This window comes from Pseudomonas sp. A2 (genome assembly GCF_023100865.1).
Lineage (GTDB): Bacteria > Pseudomonadota > Gammaproteobacteria > Pseudomonadales > Pseudomonadaceae > Aquipseudomonas > Aquipseudomonas asiatica.
Genome location: NZ_CP039127.1, coordinates 2,403,224 through 2,420,696 on the forward strand (window position 1 = coordinate 2,403,224; position 17,473 = coordinate 2,420,696).

Annotated in this window: 19 protein-coding genes and 2 tRNA genes; 15 read left to right on the top strand and 6 right to left on the bottom strand. The window is 63.1% G+C overall.

Annotated elements, in window-relative coordinates:
- The first annotated feature begins 11 nt into the window (after positions 1-11).
- Positions 12-746 (top strand): peptidase C39 family protein, encoded by a 735-nt coding sequence (locus E5221_RS11205; RefSeq protein ID WP_061302677.1) that lies wholly within the window; start codon positions 12-14, stop codon positions 744-746.
- A gap of 120 nt (positions 747-866) precedes the next feature.
- On the opposite strand, the gene E5221_RS11210 is transcribed toward E5221_RS11205, so the two are convergent.
- Complete coding sequence (locus E5221_RS11210; RefSeq protein ID WP_247847423.1) at positions 867-2,150, bottom strand: FAD-binding oxidoreductase; 1,284 nt, start codon at positions 2,148-2,150, stop codon at positions 867-869.
- Between the two features lie 203 nt (positions 2,151-2,353).
- Between E5221_RS11210 and E5221_RS11215 the strand changes: the two genes are divergently transcribed.
- The 4 genes from E5221_RS11215 (at position 2,354) to E5221_RS11230 (ending at position 4,039) form a co-directional block, all read left to right on the top strand.
- A tRNA-Val gene (locus tag E5221_RS11215) sits at positions 2,354-2,430 on the top strand.
- A 166-nt stretch (positions 2,431-2,596) separates the two neighbouring features.
- Positions 2,597-2,673 (top strand) — tRNA-Val (locus E5221_RS11220).
- A 131-nt stretch (positions 2,674-2,804) separates the two neighbouring features.
- On the top strand, positions 2,805-3,374 hold the full coding sequence (locus tag E5221_RS11225) for an SPOR domain-containing protein (protein WP_003260952.1): 570 nt from the start codon (positions 2,805-2,807) through the stop codon (positions 3,372-3,374).
- Positions 3,375-3,613: 239 nt separating this feature from the next.
- The gene (locus E5221_RS11230) at positions 3,614-4,039 is read left to right on the top strand and encodes an HD domain-containing protein (RefSeq protein WP_003260953.1); all 426 of its coding nucleotides are present in this window, start codon (positions 3,614-3,616) and stop codon (positions 4,037-4,039) included.
- Between the two features lie 12 nt (positions 4,040-4,051).
- Here the strand turns inward: E5221_RS11230 and E5221_RS11235 are convergent, their stop codons facing one another.
- Complete coding sequence (locus E5221_RS11235) at positions 4,052-4,294, bottom strand: DUF1654 domain-containing protein (protein ID WP_003260955.1); 243 nt, start codon at positions 4,292-4,294, stop codon at positions 4,052-4,054.
- 124 nt (positions 4,295-4,418) lie between these two features.
- Positions 4,419-5,507 carry an asparaginase gene (locus E5221_RS11240; RefSeq protein WP_015269784.1) on the bottom strand — a complete coding sequence of 363 codons (1,089 nt, stop codon included), beginning with the start codon at positions 5,505-5,507 and terminating at the stop codon, positions 4,419-4,421.
- Between the two features lie 406 nt (positions 5,508-5,913).
- On the opposite strand from E5221_RS11240, the gene E5221_RS11245 reads away from it, so the two are divergent.
- The 7 genes from E5221_RS11245 to E5221_RS11275 all read left to right on the top strand — a co-directional run bounded on the left by E5221_RS11245 (position 5,914) and on the right by E5221_RS11275 (position 12,933).
- On the top strand, positions 5,914-6,870 hold the full coding sequence (locus E5221_RS11245; protein WP_061550493.1) for a sugar ABC transporter substrate-binding protein: 957 nt from the start codon (positions 5,914-5,916) through the stop codon (positions 6,868-6,870).
- A gap of 21 nt (positions 6,871-6,891) precedes the next feature.
- Complete coding sequence (locus tag E5221_RS11250; protein ID WP_061550492.1) at positions 6,892-8,445, top strand: sugar ABC transporter ATP-binding protein; 1,554 nt, start codon at positions 6,892-6,894, stop codon at positions 8,443-8,445.
- Positions 8,442-9,437 (top strand): ABC transporter permease, encoded by a 996-nt coding sequence (locus tag E5221_RS11255; protein ID WP_061550491.1) that lies wholly within the window; start codon positions 8,442-8,444, stop codon positions 9,435-9,437. Before E5221_RS11250 ends, E5221_RS11255 begins: the two co-directional genes overlap by 4 nt.
- A gap of 4 nt (positions 9,438-9,441) precedes the next feature.
- Positions 9,442-10,464 carry a LacI family DNA-binding transcriptional regulator gene (locus E5221_RS11260; RefSeq protein ID WP_061550490.1) on the top strand — a complete coding sequence of 341 codons (1,023 nt, stop codon included), beginning with the start codon at positions 9,442-9,444 and terminating at the stop codon, positions 10,462-10,464.
- A 15-nt stretch (positions 10,465-10,479) separates the two neighbouring features.
- Positions 10,480-11,388 carry a ribokinase gene (gene rbsK, locus E5221_RS11265; protein ID WP_182328656.1) on the top strand — a complete coding sequence of 303 codons (909 nt, stop codon included), beginning with the start codon at positions 10,480-10,482 and terminating at the stop codon, positions 11,386-11,388.
- Complete coding sequence (rbsD, locus tag E5221_RS11270) at positions 11,385-11,783, top strand: D-ribose pyranase (protein ID WP_061550488.1); 399 nt, start codon at positions 11,385-11,387, stop codon at positions 11,781-11,783. Before rbsK ends, rbsD begins: the two co-directional genes overlap by 4 nt.
- Before the next feature lie 148 nt (positions 11,784-11,931).
- Positions 11,932-12,933 carry a nucleoside hydrolase gene (locus E5221_RS11275; RefSeq protein ID WP_247847426.1) on the top strand — a complete coding sequence of 334 codons (1,002 nt, stop codon included), beginning with the start codon at positions 11,932-11,934 and terminating at the stop codon, positions 12,931-12,933.
- On the opposite strand, the gene E5221_RS11280 is transcribed toward E5221_RS11275, so the two are convergent.
- On the bottom strand, positions 12,905-13,117 hold the full coding sequence (locus E5221_RS11280; RefSeq protein ID WP_003260960.1) for a hypothetical protein: 213 nt from the start codon (positions 13,115-13,117) through the stop codon (positions 12,905-12,907). The genes E5221_RS11275 and E5221_RS11280 overlap by 29 nt on opposite strands.
- A 276-nt stretch (positions 13,118-13,393) precedes the next feature.
- Here E5221_RS11280 and E5221_RS11285 point away from each other — a divergent pair, with 276 nt between their 5' ends.
- Complete coding sequence (locus tag E5221_RS11285) at positions 13,394-13,714, top strand: I78 family peptidase inhibitor (protein ID WP_023660761.1); 321 nt, start codon at positions 13,394-13,396, stop codon at positions 13,712-13,714.
- 222 nt (positions 13,715-13,936) lie between these two features.
- Here the strand turns inward: E5221_RS11285 and E5221_RS11290 are convergent, their stop codons facing one another.
- Together E5221_RS11290 and E5221_RS11295 are read right to left on the bottom strand one after the other, a co-directional pair.
- Positions 13,937-14,149 (bottom strand): cold-shock protein, encoded by a 213-nt coding sequence (locus E5221_RS11290; protein WP_003250656.1) that lies wholly within the window; start codon positions 14,147-14,149, stop codon positions 13,937-13,939.
- A 162-nt stretch (positions 14,150-14,311) separates the two neighbouring features.
- Positions 14,312-14,617: a hypothetical protein gene (locus E5221_RS11295; protein ID WP_038409261.1), complete on the bottom strand. Its 306-nt coding sequence runs from the start codon at positions 14,615-14,617 to the stop codon at positions 14,312-14,314.
- Between the two features lie 338 nt (positions 14,618-14,955).
- Between E5221_RS11295 and thrS the strand changes: the two genes are divergently transcribed.
- Together thrS and infC are read left to right on the top strand one after the other, a co-directional pair.
- The gene (gene thrS, locus E5221_RS11300; protein WP_013972004.1) at positions 14,956-16,878 is read left to right on the top strand and encodes a threonine--tRNA ligase; all 1,923 of its coding nucleotides are present in this window, start codon (positions 14,956-14,958) and stop codon (positions 16,876-16,878) included.
- Positions 16,878-17,429, top strand: coding sequence for a translation initiation factor IF-3 (infC, locus tag E5221_RS11305; protein WP_013972005.1), 552 nt, complete (start codon positions 16,878-16,880; stop codon positions 17,427-17,429). Before thrS ends, infC begins: the two co-directional genes overlap by 1 nt.
- The last annotated feature ends 44 nt before the right edge of the window (positions 17,430-17,473 follow it).

Here is a 17,473-nt window from a genome sequence, read left to right on the forward strand (position 1 = left end):
CTGTCCGACCTATGATCGGTGGCCAGAGCCGGGCGCTGCCTGCCCGGCGTTGGAGCAAGCGAGTGTCCATGCAGCAACCTTCCTTCAAGACCATCCCTCGTCGGCTGCTGGCTGCCTGCCTGGTTGCAGCCAGCCTGGCCGGTTGCGCCAGCGCACCCTCCGGCAACCTCAAGGGCCTGCCGCAGCGGGTCGAAATCAGCAGCGTGCCGTTCTACCGTGGCAACGCCAACCACAGCGGGGCCATGGCATTGGCGGCGGTGCTGTCGCAACAGGGGGCTCCGATCACGCCGGGGCTGCTGGACAAGCCGCTGAACCTGCCGCAGGGCGCCGAGGCGCTGGACACCAGCATCCCCCGGGTGGCGCGCGACTACGGCATGGTGGTGTATCCGCTGGACAAGCAGCTGGACGCGCTGTTGACCCAGGTGGCGGCGGGCAACCCGGTGCTGCTGCGTTACGAGGATGGTTCGGCCTGGTGGAGCGAGCCACGCTACGCCGTGCTGATCGGCTACGACCGCTACAAGCAGCGGGTGCTGTTGCGCTCGGGCATGCACCGGCGGCAGTTGATGGCGTTCGATGACTTTGCCTCGGCGTGGGCGAAGCTTGGGAGCTGGGCGGTGCTGGTGCAGCCACCTCGGCAGCTGCCAGCCCAGGTGGACCGCCAGCGCTGGTTGCAGGCTGCCGATGAACTGGCCCGGGCGGGGCAGGAGATTGCGGCGAAGCAGGCTGTGAGTAGCCTGAACAAATAGCTTTGTCTGTACCGGCCCTTTCGCGGGTAAACCCGCTCCCACAGGAAACCCGCTGCCCTCAGGTCCAGTGATGTCCCTGTGGGAGCGGGTTTACCCGCGAAGAGGCCAGCCCTGCCTACATCAGAAGCCCAGGCGATCGCGCAGGCTGTAGTACCAGGCCCCAATGGCGCTGAACGGCACGCGCAGCATCTGGCCACCCGGGAACGGGTAGTGCGGCAGGCCGGCGAAGGCGTCGAAACGCTCGGCCTGGCCACGCATGGCCTCGGCCAGCACCTTGCCCGCCAGGTGGGTGTAGGTCACGCCGTGACCCGAGCAGCCCTGGGAGTAGTAGATATTGTCGCCGATACGGCCAACCTGTGGCAGACGCGACAGGGTCAGCAGGAAGTTGCCGGTCCAGGCGTAGTCGATCTTTACGTTTTTCAGTTGCGGGAAGGCCTTGAGCATCTTCGGACGGATGATCGCCTCGATGTTGGCCGGGTCACGCGCGCCGTACACCACGCCACCACCGAAGATCAGGCGCTTGTCGCTGGTCAGGCGGTAGTAGTCGAGCAGGTAGTTGCAATCCTCGACGCAGTAGTCCTGCGGCAGCAGGGTGCGCGCCAGTTCGTCGCCCAGCGGTTCGGTGGTGATCACCTGGGTGCCGCATGGCATGGACTTGCTGGCCAGCTCCGGCACCAGGTTGCCCAGGTAGGCGTTGCCGGCGACGATGATGAACTTGGCGCGGACCTTGCCCTGCGGGGTGTGCACCACCGGGTTGGCGCCGCGCTCGATGCGTACGGCCGGGGTTTGCTCATAGATGATGCCGCCCAGCGACTCGACCGCAGCGGCTTCGCCCAGGGCCAGGTTCAGCGGGTGGATGTGGCCGCCGCTCATGTCCAGCATGCCGCCCACATAGTTTTCGCAGGCGACCACTTCGCGGATGCGCTTCTGGTCCATCAGCTCCAGCTGGTTGTGGCCGAAGCGTTCCCACAGGCGCTTTTGCGACTCCAGGTGGCCCATCTGCTTGCTGGTGAGGGCAGCGAACACGCCACCGTCCTTCAGGTCGCACTGGATGTTGTACTTGGCCACGCGCTCACGAATGATGCGCCCGCCTTCGAAGGCCATGTGGCCCAGCAGTTGGGCCTGCTTGGGGCCGACGGTGCGCTCGATGACGTCGATGTCGCGGCTGTAGCTGTTGACGATCTGGCCGCCGTTGCGGCCCGATGCGCCGAAGCCGACCTTGGCTGCTTCGACGATGCTCACCTTGAAGCCGTTCTCCAGCAGGAACAGGGCGCTGGACAGACCGGTGTAGCCGGCGCCGATGATGCACACATCGGTTTCCACCTCACCCTGCAGCGCCGGACGTGGCGGCACCGGGTTGGCCGAGGCGGCGTAGTAGGACTGGGGGTAGGGGGTGTTAGCCATGCTGCAGGAACCTCGTGTTTTATATTTTTAACGAATGTACCGATGCTATCAATAATAATAAACACCCGCTAGTCGTCCGTTGAAAATCCTTTACTCGGTCCCCGCCAGCGCACTTTTCTATAAAGAGTTTAAGATTCAGTAGGTTAGCGCGAAAAAAAGTGTTGACAGGGTTTTTGGAATGGGTAGAATGCGCACCACACGACAGGCACATAGCTCAGTTGGTTAGAGCACCACCTTGACATGGTGGGGGTCGTTGGTTCGAGTCCAATTGTGCCTACCAAATCGAAGAAGGGGTGATCCGCAAGGGTCACCCCTTTTTTCATTGGGTTCTCGCGGCCTGGTGCTGCGCGGCAGTCCCTTATGCACGAATTCGCAAAGTTTTTGATTTTTCTGAAAAAAACGCTTTACAGGTACGCATTTGATCACTAATATGCGCACCACATGACAGGCACATAGCTCAGTTGGTTAGAGCACCACCTTGACATGGTGGGGGTCGTTGGTTCGAGTCCAATTGTGCCTACCAAATCGAAAAAGGGCGATCAGTAATGATCGCCCTTTTTGCTGTGCGCATGAAGCAGCGTGTAACGTTTGGTCGCGGTTCGGGGCATTGCCCGGCGTGCTAGAATCCGCCCCTTCGAATCTGGAGGTACACGCGTGCGCAAACTGGCTGTGGTAATGGCAGTGCTCGCCCTGGCGGGCTGTGAGAACGAGGTCGAAGGCGTGCACAAACAGGTGGCCGAACACCTGCACAACCCCAAGACCGCCAAGTTCGGCAACGTGCGGATCGACACCCAGGGCACCATCTGCGGCCAGGTCCGTGGCAAGGATGATGCCGGGCAGTACGAGGCCTACCGCAGCTACGTGGCCATCAAGCGCGATGGCCAGTACGAAATCATCGTCGACGACAGCGGCAACAACCTGCGCATCCGCGAGATGTGCGGCGGCGCCGAGCTGCAGCGCCGCGCCGAGGCCCTGGCTGGCCAGCCGGCCCCGCAAGGCTGGGATGTGGAAGTGATTCAGGGTGCAAACATGGGCGCGCTCAGCGACATGACCGCACGCCTGATCGAAAAGGGCATCCCGTCCTCGGTGGAGTACCGCGACGGCAAGCCGGTGGTGCTGATGGGGCCATTCCCCACCCGTGAGGAAGCCGAAGCGCGCAAGGCCGAGGTAATGGCCAAGCTGGGTACCGATTCGGTGGTGATTCAGCACGGCGCAGCGCGCTGAAAACTCTGTGTGAGTGGGGCTGTAGGAGCGGCCTTGTGTCGCGACGGGCTGCGAAGCAGCCCCACAGAATCTGCTGTGATGCCGAAATCCCGGGGCTGCTTCGCAGCCCGTCGCGACGCAAGGCCGCTCCTACAGGGCGTGCGCCAGCTTCCGGATTTCGAGCAGGCTAACGCGCGCTAGACATTGTCCGCACAGTTTTGGCTATGCTTGTCAGGAAGAAGCCGAACGGGGAGGGCCTCATGTCTACACTGGAGCGGGCCATTGCCGTGGCCGCCAGGGCGCATGAAGGGCAATACGACAAGGGTGGGGCCGCTTATATCCTCCACCCGCTACGCGTGATGATGCGGGTTTCCACAACCGAACAACGGATTGTCGCGGTGCTGCACGATGTAATCGAAGACACCCCGCTGACCCTGTCCGACCTGGCGCGCGAGGGTTTCGCGCTGAAAATCCTTGCCGCCCTGCTGGCGCTCAGCCGCCGTGAGGGCGAGGCCTACCAGGACTTCGTGGTGCGCCTGGGCGGTGACCCGCTGGCGCGCACCGTCAAGCTGGCCGATCTGGCCGACAACAGCGACCTTTCGCGCATCCCGTGCCCAGGCCCCACCGACCTGGCGCGGCTGGCGCGTTACCGCGAAGCCAGCGCCTACCTGCAGGCCTTGGCTTGAGGCTGAATGCAGTCAGTCTTCCTTCGGTACCGTCCAGAAAATCTGCACGCCGCCATCGTCGCGGTGGGCGAGGGTGACGTTATCGTTTTCGGCGATTTCCTCTAGCAGGGTTTCCCAATCTTCCGGGGTTTCCTGCTCCAGACGGAAGATCAACGCCGCACGGCTGCGCTGGGCAGTGGGGCTGTTGATGATTTTCTGAATGCGCATACCCAGTTGTTCATAGCTGCTTGGGGTGGCGGAGGCGGTGCTGGACACAAGTGTTTCCTTGTTTTTGCTGTATGCGCATACAGTATTTCACTGTAAGTAATTTCGCAACAGTCAGACAGCAAACGCCCCGCCTGGGCAGCGGGGCTGTTTGCATTTCAGGGGTGGCTGGCGATCAGTACTCCCAGAAGATCCGCTGCAGCTCCTTGCTGTCCTGGGTCCTGGTCATCGCTACCATCGCCAGAATCCGCGCTTTCTGTGGGTTCAGGTCATGGGCCACGACCCAGTCGTTCTTGTCATCCGGCTGCTCGGCGTTGCGCAGCACGAAGCCACCCTGGTTGACGTGCGACGAGCGAATGATCTGCACGCCGTTCTTGCGCAGCTCCTGCAGCGCCGGCACCACGCGCGACGACACCGAACCGTTGCCGGTACCGGCATGGATCAGTGCCTTGGCGCCGTTCTGCGCCAGTGCCTTGTAGGCGGTGTCGGTGACGTTGCCATAGCCATAGGCGATATCCACCTGCGGCAGGCTGCTGATCTGCTTGATGTCGAACTCGGAGTTGACCGTGTGGCGCTTGGCCGGCAGGCGGAACCAGTACGACTTGCCTTCCACCACCATGCCCATCGGGCCCCAGGCGCTCTTGAAGGCTTCGGTCTTGATGTTCACTGCCTTGCTGACATCGCGCCCGGACTGGATCTCGTCATTCATGGTCACCAGCACGCCCTTGCCGCGCGACTGCTTGTCGCTGGCCACGGCCACGGCGTTGTAAAGGTTGAGCATGCCGTCGGCGGACATGGCGGTGCCCGGGCGCATCGAACCGACGACCACGATCGGCTTGTCGGTCTTTTCCACCAGGTTGAGGAAGTAGGCGGTCTCTTCCAGGGTGTCGGTGCCGTGGGTGATGACGATACCGTCGACGTCCTTGCTTTCGGCGAGTTCGGCAACGCGTTTGCCCAACTTGAGCAGGTCGTCGTTTGAGATGCTCTCAGAGGCGATCTGCATGACCTGCTCGCCGCGGACGTTGGCCAGGTCGGCCAGCTCCGGCACACCGGCGATCAGTTTGTCGACGCCCAGCTTGGCGGCCTGGTAGGTGGCGCTGTTGGCGGCGCTGGCACCAGCGCCGGCAATGGTGCCGCCGGTGGCGAGGATGACCACATTGGCCAGCTTCTGCTGGGTTTCAGCCTCTTTGGCCGAAACGGTGGCTGGAATGGCCAGCAGCACGGCGAGTGCGCTGGGGGCGAAGATTTTCAGTGCGGCATTCATCGTTATTGTTCTCTCTCTTCCTAATGAGATGGTGGTTTTGTCGCACAGGGTGCAAGGCAGGTTTCGTACCAGTTGCGCGCACGGCCCTTGTGGGGGCGGCCTTGCGTCGCGAAAGGGGCGCGTAGCGGCCCCGGATTCCGGCGCAACAACACACATTGCCGGGGCCGCCTTGCGGCCCTTTTGCGTCACAAGGCCGCCCCAACATGAAGGTGCGGTCCATTCGAGATTCCGAACAAACGCAGGAAAAGACGTTCGGCTTTTCGGAAAAAATCCGGATAAACTGCGCCAAGCTCGACTTGACCTCCGACAGCCAAACGGATTTGACAAACCCCGGTCCTGTTTCCATAGTTAGGCAACGCAAACGTTTGCGATCCGACAAAAAACACAAGATTCGGAGTCATCGTCCATGAAACTGCCGTTCCCCGGTCGTCTGCTGGCCCTCGCGGTCATTTCCTCGCTGTCCCTGGCCCTGCCAATTTCCACCGCCCATGCCGAAGACAAGCCCAAGGTCGCCCTGGTCATGAAGTCGCTGGCCAACGAGTTCTTCCGCACCATGGAAGACGGCGCCAAGGACTACCAGAAAGCCCACGCCGATGAATTCGAACTGATCGCCAACGGCATCAAGAACGAGACCGACACCGGCGAGCAGATCCGCATCGTCGAGCAAATGGTCAACGCGGGCGCCAAGGCCCTGGTCATTGCCCCGGCGGACTCCAAGGCGCTGGTATCGGCGGTGAAGAAGGCCATGGACCAGGGCGTGGTGGTAATCAATATCGACAACCGCCTGGACCCTGAACTGCTCAAGAGCAAAGGCATCAGCGTACCCTTCGTGGGCCCCGACAACCGCAAGGGCGCGCGCCTGGTGGGTGACTACCTGGCCAACGAGAAGCTCAAGGCCGGCGACCAGGTCGGCATCATCGAAGGCGTGCCGACCACCACCAACGCCCAGCAGCGTACCGCCGGCTTCAAGGACGCCATGGACGCCGCGCAGATCAAGATCGTTTCGGTGCAGAGCGGCAACTGGGAAATCGACAAAGGCAACGCCGTCGCCGCCTCCATGCTCAACGAATACCCCGACCTGAAAGCCCTGCTGGCCGGCAACGACAGCATGGCCCTGGGCGCGGTGTCGGCCGTGCGTGCCGCCGGCAAGACCGGCCAGGTGCAAGTGGTGGGCTACGACAACATCAACGCCATCAAGCCGATGCTCGCCGATGGCCGTGTACTGGCCACCCTCGACCAGGCGGCCAGCCAGCAGGCGGTGTACGGCATCCAGGCGGCGCTGAAAATGGTCAAGGGCGAGAAACCCGACGTGGATGCCGACAACGTCATCCAGACCCCGGTCCAACTCATCACCAAACCCTGATCGCTGGCAGGAGAAACGGCCATGCCTGCATCGGCCAACGAAGTAGTGCTCGCCGCCAGCGGCCTGGGCAAGACCTACGCCCAGCCCGTGCTCGGCGAGGTCAGCCTGAACCTGCGTGCCGGCGAAGTGCTGGCCCTGACCGGCGAGAACGGCGCGGGCAAAAGCACCCTGTCCAAACTCATCAGTGGCCTGGAAACCCCCACCACCGGGCACATGCGCTACCGCGGTCAGGCCTACGCGCCTGGCAGCCGCAGCGAGGCTGAGCGCCTTGGCGTGCGCATGGTCATGCAGGAACTGAACCTGCTGCCCACGCTGACCGTGGCGGAAAACCTGTTCCTCGACAACCTGCCCGGCCGCTTCGGCTGGATCAGCCAGAAGCGCCTGCGCCAGCTGGCCACGGCCGCCATGGCCCAGGTCGGCCTCGACGCCATCGACCCGGACACCCCGGTCGGCGAGCTGGGCATCGGCCACCAGCAGATGGTCGAGATCGCCCGCAACCTGATTGGCGACTGCCATGTGCTGATCTTCGACGAGCCCACCGCCATGCTCACCGCGCGCGAAGTGGAGCTGCTGTTCACCCAGATCGAGCGCCTGCGCCAACGTGGTGTGGCCATCGTCTACATCTCCCATCGCCTGGAAGAACTGCAGCGCGTGGCCCAGCGCATCGTCGTGCTGCGCGACGGCAAGCTGGTGTGCGACGAACCGATCGAGCGCTACAGCAGCGCCGAACTGGTCAACCTGATGGTCGGCCGCGAGCTGGGCGAGCATATCGACCTGGGCCGCCGGCAGATCGGCACGGCGCTGCTCAAGGTCGACAGGCTCAGCCGTGCCGACAAGGTGCGTGGAGTGTCGTTCGAGGTCAGGGCAGGGGAGATCTTCGGCATCTCCGGCCTGATCGGTGCCGGCCGTACTGAGCTGTTGCGCCTGATCTACGGCGCCGACCGTGCCGACAGCGGCAGCATCGCCCTCGGCCAGCCGCCCAAGGCTGTCACCATCGACTCGCCCAAGGCTGCGGTGCAGGCCGGTATCGCGCTGATCACCGAAGACCGCAAAGGCGAGGGCCTGCTGCTGACACAGTCGATCAGCGCGAATATCGCCCTGGGCAACCTCGGCGCGGTTTCACGGGCCGGGGTGCTCGATGGCGAAGCCGAAGCGGCATTGGCCGAACGCCAGATCCAGGCCATGCGCATTCGCAGTGCCGGCGCGCAGCAGGTGGTGGGCGAGCTGTCTGGCGGCAACCAGCAGAAGGTGGTGATCGGCCGCTGGCTGGAGCGCGACTGCCAGGTGCTGCTGTTCGACGAGCCCACCCGTGGCATCGACGTCGGCGCCAAGTTCGACATCTATGGCCTGCTGGCCGAGCTGGCGCGCCAGGGCAAGGCCCTGGTGGTGGTGTCCAGTGACCTGCGCGAGCTGATGCTGATATGCGACCGCATCGCCGTGCTGTCGGCCGGTCGCCTGATCGACACCTTCGAGCGGGACCATTGGAGCCAGGACCAGTTGCTGGCCGCGGCCTTTGCCGGTTATCAGAAACGTGACGCATTGCTGCATGAAGCAGCTCCCAGGATGGATGCATGAAAACCACCCCGCTCGACAGCCAAGGCGCCGCACCGGTGCGCCGCAGTGGCACCTATCTTGGCCTGGGTACCTACCTGGGTCTGGCCGGCGCCTTGCTGGCGATGATCGTGCTGTTCTCGTTCCTCAGCAGCCACTTCTGGTCGTACAACACCTTCAGTACCCTGGCCAACCAGATCCCCGACCTGATGGTACTGGCGGTGGGCATGACCTTCGTGCTGATCATCGGCGGCATCGACCTGTCGGTGGGCTCGGTACTGGCGCTGGCGGCCTCCACGGTCAGCGTGGCGATCCTCGGCTGGGGCTGGGGCGTGGTGCCTTCGGCCCTGCTGGGCATGGCCGTGGCGGCACTGGCCGGCAGCATCACCGGCGGCGTCACCGTGGCCTGGCGCATTCCGTCGTTCATCGTTTCGCTCGGGGTGCTGGAAATGGCCCGCGGCCTGGCCTACCAGTTCACCGACTCGCGCACCGCCTATATCGGTGATGCCTATGCCTGGTTCTCCAACCCCATCGCATTCGGCATCTCGCCGGCGTTCATCATCGCCTTGCTGGTGATCGTGCTGGCCCAGTTGGTGCTGACCCGCACGGTGTTCGGCCGCTACCTGATCGGTATCGGCACCAACGAAGAGGCCGTGCGCCTGGCCGGCATCGACCCGCGCCCGTACAAGGTGCTGGTGTTCGCCCTGATGGGCCTGCTCGCCGGGCTGGCCGCGCTGTTCCAGATCTCGCGCCTGGAAGCCGCCGACCCCAATGCCGGCTCCGGCCTGGAGCTGCAGGTAATCGCCGCCGTGGTGATTGGCGGCACCAGCCTGATGGGCGGGCGCGGCTCGGTCATCAGCACCTTCTTTGGCGTGCTGATCATTTCGGTGCTGGCCGCAGGGCTGGCGCAGATCGGTGCCAGCGAACCGACCAAACGCATCATCACCGGGGCGGTGATCGTCATCGCCGTGGTGCTCGACACCTACCGTAGCCGGCGTGCAGGCCGGCGGAACTGAGAACATGGCAACCATCAAAGACGTCGCGGCACTGGCGGGCATTTCCTACACCACCGTGTCCCATGTGCTGAACAAGACCCGGCCGGTCAGCGAGCAGGTACGGCTGAAAGTCGAAGCCGCCATCGCCGAGCTCGACTACGTGCCCAGCGCCGTGGCCCGCTCGCTGAAAGCACGCAGCACGGCCACCATCGGCTTGCTGGTGCCCAACAGCGTCAACCCGTACTTCGCCGAACTGGCGCGGGGCATCGAAGACGCCTGCGAACGCAACGGCTACTGCGTGATCCTGTGCAACTCCGACGACAACCCGCAGAAGCAGCGCAGCTACCTGCGCGTACTGCTGGAAAAACGCATCGACGGCCTGGTGGTGGCTTCGGTGGGCCAGGACAGCGACCTGCTGCAAAGCCTGACTGGCGTGCGCACGCCAATGGTGATCGTCGACCGCGAACTGGATGGCATCGATGCCGACCTGGTGCGCATCGACCACGAGCAAGGCGCCTACCTGGCCACCCGCCACTTGCTGGAGCTTGGCCACCGCGACATCGCCTACATCGGCGGCCCCGCCGAGACCGGGGTCACCCAGCTGCGCCTGAGCGGCTTCCGTCGCGCCATGGCCGAGGCCGGCGCAGCGGTGCTGGGCGACCGCGTGCTGCACTGCGACTTCACCAGCCCGGGGGGCCATGCGGTGGCAACCCGGTTGCTGGAGGGCAAGCGGCCTACGGCGATTTTTGCCGGCAACGACATGATCGGCTTCGGTGTGTTGCGTGCCGCGGCCGAACGCAATATCAACGTGCCCGGCGAGCTGTCGGTGATCGGCTTCGACGACATCGAGCTCAGCCGTTACGTGTACCCGCCGTTGACCACGGTGGGCCAGTCGATTCGCGAGCTGGGCGAGAGCGCCGCGTCGCTGTTGCTGGCGCGTATCGGCACCCCCCGCCAGGGCGCGGCAGAGCAACGCATCGTCGCCCCGCGCATTGTGCTGCGCGAGTCCACCGGGCCGCGCCCGGACCTGTTCAACGATTACCGCTGATGCTAAGGAAATGTCATGAATGCCAAGGTTGTGGTGGTCGGTAGCCTCAACATGGACCTGGTGGCCCGCGCGCAGCGCCTGCCCCGGGCCGGCGAAACACTCCCCGGCGAAAGCTTTTTCACCGTGCCGGGCGGCAAGGGGGCCAACCAGGCAGTGGCCGTGGCGCGCCTGGGCGGCAGCGTGGCGATGATCGGCAACGTCGGCGACGATGACTATGGTCGACAACTGCACCGGGCCCTGTATGTGGAAGGCATCGACTGCCAGGGCGTCACCACCTGCCAGGGCGTGTCCAGCGGTGTGGCGCTGATCACCGTGGATGCCGCCAGCCAGAACTGCATCGTCATCATCCCCGGTGGCAACGGCCTGCTGACCCCGCAGTCGGTGCAGCGTTTCGATGCGCTGCTGCAGGCGGCCGAAGTGATCATCTGCCAGCTGGAAGTACCGGCCGACACCGTGGCCTGGACCCTTGCCAGGGGGCGCGAGCTGGGCAAGCGGGTAATCCTGAACCCGGCGCCGGCGACCGGCCCCTTGCCGGCGGACTGGTTCGCCCGCATCGACTACCTGACGCCCAACGAAAGCGAGGCCGAAGCCCTGACCGGCGTGGCGGTGACTGACCTGGACAGCGCCCGACGTGCCGGCGAGTGCTTGCTGCAACTGGGCGCGGGCAAAGTGATCATTACCCTGGGCGCGCAAGGGGCCTTGCTGGTCACCCCTGGGGGCCACCAGCACTTCCCCGCGCCGGTGGTGCAGCCGCTGGACACCACGGCAGCCGGCGATACCTTCATCGGCGGCTTTGCCGCTGGCCTGGTGCGCGGCCTGGGGGAGGGCGACGCCATCGCTTTCGGCCAGCGCGCCGCAGCCCTGTCGGTTACCCGCGCCGGCGCCCAGCCGTCGATTCCCTACCTGGCGGAGCTTGCGCCATGAAGAAAACCCCACTGCTGAACGTTGCCCTTTCGCGGACCATCGCCGGCATGGGGCATGGCGACATCCTGGTGATCGGCGATGCCGGGCTGCCGGTGCCGCCGGGTGTCGAACTGATCGACCTGGCCGTCACGCCTGGCCTGCCGGACTTCGCCAGCGTGTTGCGGGTTGTGCTGAGCGAGTTGCAGGTAGAGCGCCACGTGCTGGCCGAAGAGATGCAGAAAGTGGTGCCGCCGGCGCTGGTCGAAATCGAGCGGCTGAAGGGCAAGCTGGGCAAGCGCGAATGGCTGAGCCATGAAGATTTCAAGGAGTTGTCACGCAGTGCCCGTGCGGTTGTGCGCACTGGCGAGTGCCAGCCCTACAGCAACATCGCGCTGATTTCCGGCGTGACTTTCTAGCTCGTCGTCCCCTGTGGGAGCGGGTTCACCCGCGAACACCGGCGAAGCCGGTGCCAGCCACCGCGTTGCCTTCTTCGCGGGTAAACCCGCTCCCACAGGGATTTGCGGTGTATCAGGAATACCAATCCAGGCAACAGGAGTGCCACCCATGCTCAAACCCCTGCTACAAGGAATCGCCCTCATGGCCGCAGCCACCACCCTCCAGGCCGCCCCCATCGACCTGATCATCGACACCGACCCCGGCGCCGACGACGTGGTCGCGCTGTTCCTGGCCATGGCCTCGCCCGACGAGCTCAACGTCCTCGCCATCACCACCGTGGCCGGCAACGTGCGCCTGGAAAAGACCTCGCGCAACGCCCGCCTGGCCCGCGAATGGGCCGGCCGCGAAGACATCCCCGTTTACGCCGGCGCCGCTCGCCCGCTGGTGCGCAAGCCGATCTACGCCGCCGAGGTGCACGGCGAAGAAGGCCTCACCGGCAGCCAGGTGCACGAAACGAAAGCGCCGCTGGCCCAAGGCAATGCCGTGCAATACCTGGTCGACACCCTTGGCGCCGCCAAGCCTCACAGCATCACCATCGCCATGCTCGGCCCGCAAACCAACCTGGCCCTGGCGCTGATCCAGCGCCCGGACATCGCCAAAGGCATCAAGCAAGTGGTGGTCATGGGCGGTGCCCATTTCAACGGTGGCAACATCACCCCGGCGGCGGAGTTCAACCTCTATGCCGACCCGCATGCCGCCGAAGTGGTGCTGGCCAGCGGCGTGCCGCTGACCTACCTGCCGCTGGACGTCACCCACAAGCTGCTGACCAGCGACGCCCGCCTCAAGCAACTGGCGGCGGTGAACAACCAGGCCAGCAAGCGGGTGGTGGATATCCTCAACGCCTACATCACCCACGACATGGACCTGTACGGCATGCCCGGCGGCCCGGTGCACGACGCCAGTGTCATCGCCTACCTGCTCAAGCCCGAACTGTTCAGCGGCCGGCGTATCCACATGACCATCGACAGCCGCGAAGGCCCCAGCTTCGGCCAGACCCTTGCCGACTGGTACGGCGTGCTCAAGCAGCCAGCCAACGTGATGTGGGTGGAAAAGGGCGATGCCCAGGGCCTGTTCGACCTGCTCAGCGCCCGTTTGGCGCGATTGGAATAGCCGTGTGCGGCGCGTAGCGCTCGAACACCTGGTCGAAGAAGCTGCGTGCCGCCTCGGCGCCGCGATCGCGCACCAGCAGGTCGATGGCAATCAGCAGCAACTCCTCCGGCGTGCCAGGGCTGTACGCGCTCTGGCCTTCGGCCCATTTGACCTTGATATCGGCTTCGATGCTGTGGCTGCTCATGAAAGGCTCTCGCTTGGGGCCCGGGACGAAGGGGCGAACACCTGACCCTGGTGTTCGATGGAGGCGGGGTGCGCTCCACTTCTTGCACTAAATCATGACTTTGCGTCAGTGACCTTGCGGCTTAAGCATATGGCAAACGCAGCGGGTTGTGCAAAATCCGGTCACGATTGCGTTTTCGCCTCGGCTGGCGAGTTCAGGCAGACTTGACCGGTTTTGCAACAAAAGATCAGCGGAACTGTCGGATCAGACAGTTCCCGGACCGATTTAGGAGGCTTCATGTTCCGTACCCGTGCTTACCTGGCAACCCTGGCGGTGGCTGCTGTCCTGGCTGGTTGCAGCACTGGTGGCAATTCTGCTGGTGGCGCTGCGCCAGCCACGCCGGCAGGCAACGATGGCCGCTGCGAAGCCAGCGGCGCCGATTTCGCCATTGGCAAGCTTGCCAGCGCCGAGCTGCTGGAGCAGGCGCGCAAGGCCAGTGGTTCGCAGATGGCACGTATTCTCAAGCCGCACGACGTGGTTACCCTCGAGTACCGCTCCGAACGCTTGAACCTGAATGTGGACGAGCAGGGCAAGGTGGTTCGCGTCAACTGCGGTTGATACAGCCCGGAGGATCGACGCGGTCCCTGTAGGAGCGGCCTTGTGTCGCGAAAGGGCCGCAAAGCGGCCCCGGCCATTGATGCTGCGAAGCTGAAACCCTTGGGCCGCTACGCGGCCCTTTCGCGACACAAGGCCGCTCCTACAAAAAACGAGCGCGTGCAGCCTGGTAAACGCCCATAAAAAAACCCGCCACAAGGGCGGGTTTTTTTACAGCTATCCGAATTACTCCGGACGAACCTGTGCAGCCTGCATGCCCTTCTGGCCGCGCTCGGCGACGAAGGAAACAGTCTGGCCTTCTTTCAGGCTCTTGAAGCCGTCAGATTCGATGGCCTTGAAGTGAACGAACAGGTCGTCGCCGCCGCCTGCTGGGGTGATGAAGCCGTAGCCTTTCTCATCATTGAACCATTTGACGGTGCCTTGTTGGCGATTGGACATGGGTGAATCTCCAGAACATTTAGTTTTTTCAGTGGTGCAATGCGGCCGAGGCTACGGAGCACGGAACACATCATAGTCTAATTCTGCGCATCTAGCGCCTTTTACCTTCGCAGGATGTTGATCCAGCTCAAAGAATGGCTGGTCTGCTCTGGCTTTAAGGTTTCAGCTCTTCGGTGCACAGGCCTGTTTCACGGCCATCTGGGCCTTCTGCATCAGCTTGGCGTCCACGCCATCGTTGCTGTCGAGGTCGGCAATTTCCGCGTCGGTGAAATTCTTTTTGATGGTTTGCGCGCCACAGTCGCAGTGCTTTTTCGCGGTCGCAGCGTCAACGCCTTGGCCTTGAGCCACTTGCGTGCACTGGGTCATGTAGGCAGCTTCCTTCCCGGCCGGGAAGTTGCCGGCGTTCGCAGCCATGGGCAGCAGCAGGGCCCCAGCGGCCGCCAGGGCCAGAAGAGACGGAACTCGCATAACCAGTTACTCCTTGGGTTAAGGTCTCATCAAGAGTAGGTTGCTTCCCAAAGTCTGATAGGAATTTTTCCGCGTTAGTTCACCGCTGCGGCGTAATTTCCAAATATTTCTGCCTGGCATGCAACCCGCGTGCTAGCATGCCCGGCTTGCAGCTGACAACTTGCAGCTTGCAGCTATCTTTTTTCTTTCCAGTCACTCTGGTTCGTCCCTGGCAAGCCGAAAGGCTTCTGCCACTGTGAGGCAGGCTTCCCGTTGCGGGAAGGCAGGTCGGATCTTGTACTGGCTCATCCCAACCCACGTGACCTTTGGTAGGGGTCACCACTAGGAGAGGAGGCGCCATGCCCGTTATTACTCTTCCCGATGGCAGTCAACGTTCGTTCGATCATGCCGTATCCGTAGCCGAAGTCGCCGCTTCCATCGGCGCCGGCCTGGCCAAGGCCACCGTGGCCGGCAAGGTCGACGGCAAACTGGTCGATGCCTGCGACCTGATCAGCAACGACGCCACCCTGCAGATCATCACCCCTAAAGATGAAGAGGGACTGGAGATCATCCGTCACTCGTGCGCCCACCTGGTCGGCCACGCGGTGAAACAGCTGTACCCGACCGCCAAGATGGTGATCGGCCCGGTCATCGACGAAGGCTTCTACTACGACATCGCCTACGAGCGCCCCTTCACCCCTGAAGACATGGCCGCCATCGAAAAGCGCATGATGGAGCTGATCGACAAGGACTACGACGTCATCAAGAAGGTGACCCCGCGCGCCGAAGTCATCGACGTGTTCAAGGCCCGTGGCGAAGACTACAAGCTGCGCCTGGTCGAAGACATGCCGGACGAGCAGGCCATGGGCCTGTACTACCACGAAGAATACGTCGACATGTGCCGCGGCCCGCACGTGCCGAACACTCGCTTCCTCAAGGCATTCAAGCTGACCAAGCTGTCCGGCGCCTACTGGCGCGGCGATGCCAAGAACGAGCAGCTGCAACGCGTGTACGGCACCGCCTGGGCCGACAAGAAGCAGCTGGCTGCGTACATCCAGCGCATCGAAGAAGCCGAAAAACGCGACCACCGCAAGATCGGCAAGCAGCTCGACCTGTTCCACCTGCAGGAAGAAGCCCCGGGCATGGTGTTCTGGCACGCCAACGGCTGGACCGTGTACCAGGTACTCGAGCAGTACATGCGCCAGGTCCAGCGCGTCAACGGCTACCAGGAAATCAAGACCCCGCAGGTTGTCGACCGCATTCTCTGGGAACGTTCCGGCCACTGGTCCAACTACGCCGAGAACATGTTCACCACTTCGTCGGAAAGCCGTGACTACGCGGTCAAGCCGATGAACTGCCCGTGCCACGTGCAGGTGTTCAACCAGGGCCTGAAGAGCTACCGCGACCTGCCGCTGCGCCTGGCCGAGTTCGGTGCCTGCCACCGTAACGAGCCGTCCGGCGCCCTGCACGGCATCATGCGCGTGCGTGGCTTCGTGCAGGACGACGCGCACATCTTCTGCACCGAAGAACAGGTGAAGAAGGAAGCCGCCGACTTCATCAAGCTGACCTTGGACGTGTACAAGGACTTCGGCTTCACCGACATCGCCATGAAGCTGTCGACCCGCCCGGCCAAGCGCGTGGGTTCCGAAGAGCTGTGGGACCGTGCCGAAGGCGCACTGGCCGATGCCTTGAACGAATCGGGCCTGGAATGGGAATACCAGCCGGGCGAGGGCGCCTTCTACGGCCCGAAGATCGAGTTCACCCTGCGCGACTGCCTCGGCCGTAACTGGCAGTGCGGTACCCTGCAGTACGACCCGAACCTGCCAGAACGCCTGGATGCCAGCTATATCGCCGAAGATAACAGCCGTGTTCGCCCGGTCATGCTGCACCGCGCCATCCTCGGTTCGTTCGAGCGCTTCATCGGCATGCTGATCGAGCACTACGCCGGCGTGTTCCCGGCCTGGCTGGCCCCAACCCAGGCCGTGATCATGAACATCACCGACAAGCAGGCCGATTTCGCCCTCGAGGTGGAAAATACCCTGAACGGTAGCGGTTTCCGTGCCAAGTCGGACTTGAGAAATGAGAAGATCGGCTTTAAAATCCGCGAGCATACTTTGCTCAAGGTCCCGTACCTTTTGGTTATAGGGGATCGCGAAGTCGAAACGCAGACCGTCGCCGTACGCACCCGTGAAGGCAAAGACCTCGGCTCCATGCCGGTGGCTGAATTCACGCAGCTGCTCAACAGCGCTGTTGCCCAGCGCGGTCGCCTAGAATCGGAGTAATGACTATTAAGCGTGAAATGAGAAACGATAAACGAACTGCACCGAAAGCCCCGATCAACGAGAATATCTCGGCACGCGAGGTTCGGTTAATTGGCGCTGACGGCGAGCAGATTGGCATCGTCTCGATTGATGAAGCGCTTCGTATCGCTGATGAAGCGAAGCTGGATCTGGTGGAAATCTCCGCCGACGCGCAACCGCCCGTCTGCAAGGTGATGGACTACGGCAAGCACCTCTTCGAGAAGAAGAAGCAGGCCAACGAAGCCAAGAAAAACCAGAAGCAGATCCAGATCAAAGAAATCAAGTTTCGTCCAGGGACGGAAGAAGGGGATTACCAGGTAAAACTACGCAACCTGGTACGTTTCCTTACCGATGGGGACAAGGCCAAGATCTCTCTGAGATTCCGCGGCCGTGAGATGGCCCACCAGGAGCTGGGCATGGAGCTGTTGAAGCGGGTCGAAGCCGACCTCGCCGAATACGGCTCCGTTGAGCAGCATCCGAAGATGGAAGGACGCCAGCTTATGATGGTCATCGCCCCCAAAAAGAAGAAGTAATCTCCCGGGCACGGCAGGCCTGATGATTATTGTGTAATTTTATC

Bases quoted from the DNA above. Each gene is read 5' to 3' on its own strand.
- E5221_RS11205 (WP_061302677.1), top strand. From the start codon at position 12: ATGATCGGTGGCCAGAGCCGGGCGCTGCCTGCCCGGCGTTGGAGCAAG.
- E5221_RS11210 (WP_247847423.1), bottom strand. From the start codon at position 2,150: ATGGCTAACACCCCCTACCCCCAGTCCTACTACGCCGCCTCGGCCAAC.
- E5221_RS11230 (WP_003260953.1), top strand. From the start codon at position 3,614: ATGTCTACACTGGAGCGGGCCATTGCCGTGGCCGCCAGGGCGCATGAA.
- E5221_RS11240 (WP_015269784.1), bottom strand. From the start codon at position 5,507: ATGAATGCCGCACTGAAAATCTTCGCCCCCAGCGCACTCGCCGTGCTG.
- E5221_RS11245 (WP_061550493.1), top strand. From the start codon at position 5,914: ATGAAACTGCCGTTCCCCGGTCGTCTGCTGGCCCTCGCGGTCATTTCC.
- E5221_RS11250 (WP_061550492.1), top strand. From the start codon at position 6,892: ATGCCTGCATCGGCCAACGAAGTAGTGCTCGCCGCCAGCGGCCTGGGC.
- E5221_RS11255 (WP_061550491.1), top strand. From the start codon at position 8,442: ATGAAAACCACCCCGCTCGACAGCCAAGGCGCCGCACCGGTGCGCCGC.
- E5221_RS11260 (WP_061550490.1), top strand. From the start codon at position 9,442: ATGGCAACCATCAAAGACGTCGCGGCACTGGCGGGCATTTCCTACACC.
- rbsK (WP_182328656.1), top strand. From the start codon at position 10,480: ATGAATGCCAAGGTTGTGGTGGTCGGTAGCCTCAACATGGACCTGGTG.
- rbsD (WP_061550488.1), top strand. From the start codon at position 11,385: ATGAAGAAAACCCCACTGCTGAACGTTGCCCTTTCGCGGACCATCGCC.
- E5221_RS11275 (WP_247847426.1), top strand. From the start codon at position 11,932: ATGCTCAAACCCCTGCTACAAGGAATCGCCCTCATGGCCGCAGCCACC.
- E5221_RS11280 (WP_003260960.1), bottom strand. From the start codon at position 13,117: ATGAGCAGCCACAGCATCGAAGCCGATATCAAGGTCAAATGGGCCGAA.
- E5221_RS11285 (WP_023660761.1), top strand. From the start codon at position 13,394: ATGTTCCGTACCCGTGCTTACCTGGCAACCCTGGCGGTGGCTGCTGTC.
- E5221_RS11290 (WP_003250656.1), bottom strand. From the start codon at position 14,149: ATGTCCAATCGCCAACAAGGCACCGTCAAATGGTTCAATGATGAGAAA.
- E5221_RS11295 (WP_038409261.1), bottom strand. From the start codon at position 14,617: ATGCGAGTTCCGTCTCTTCTGGCCCTGGCGGCCGCTGGGGCCCTGCTG.
- thrS (WP_013972004.1), top strand. From the start codon at position 14,956: ATGCCCGTTATTACTCTTCCCGATGGCAGTCAACGTTCGTTCGATCAT.
- infC (WP_013972005.1), top strand. From the start codon at position 16,878: ATGACTATTAAGCGTGAAATGAGAAACGATAAACGAACTGCACCGAAA.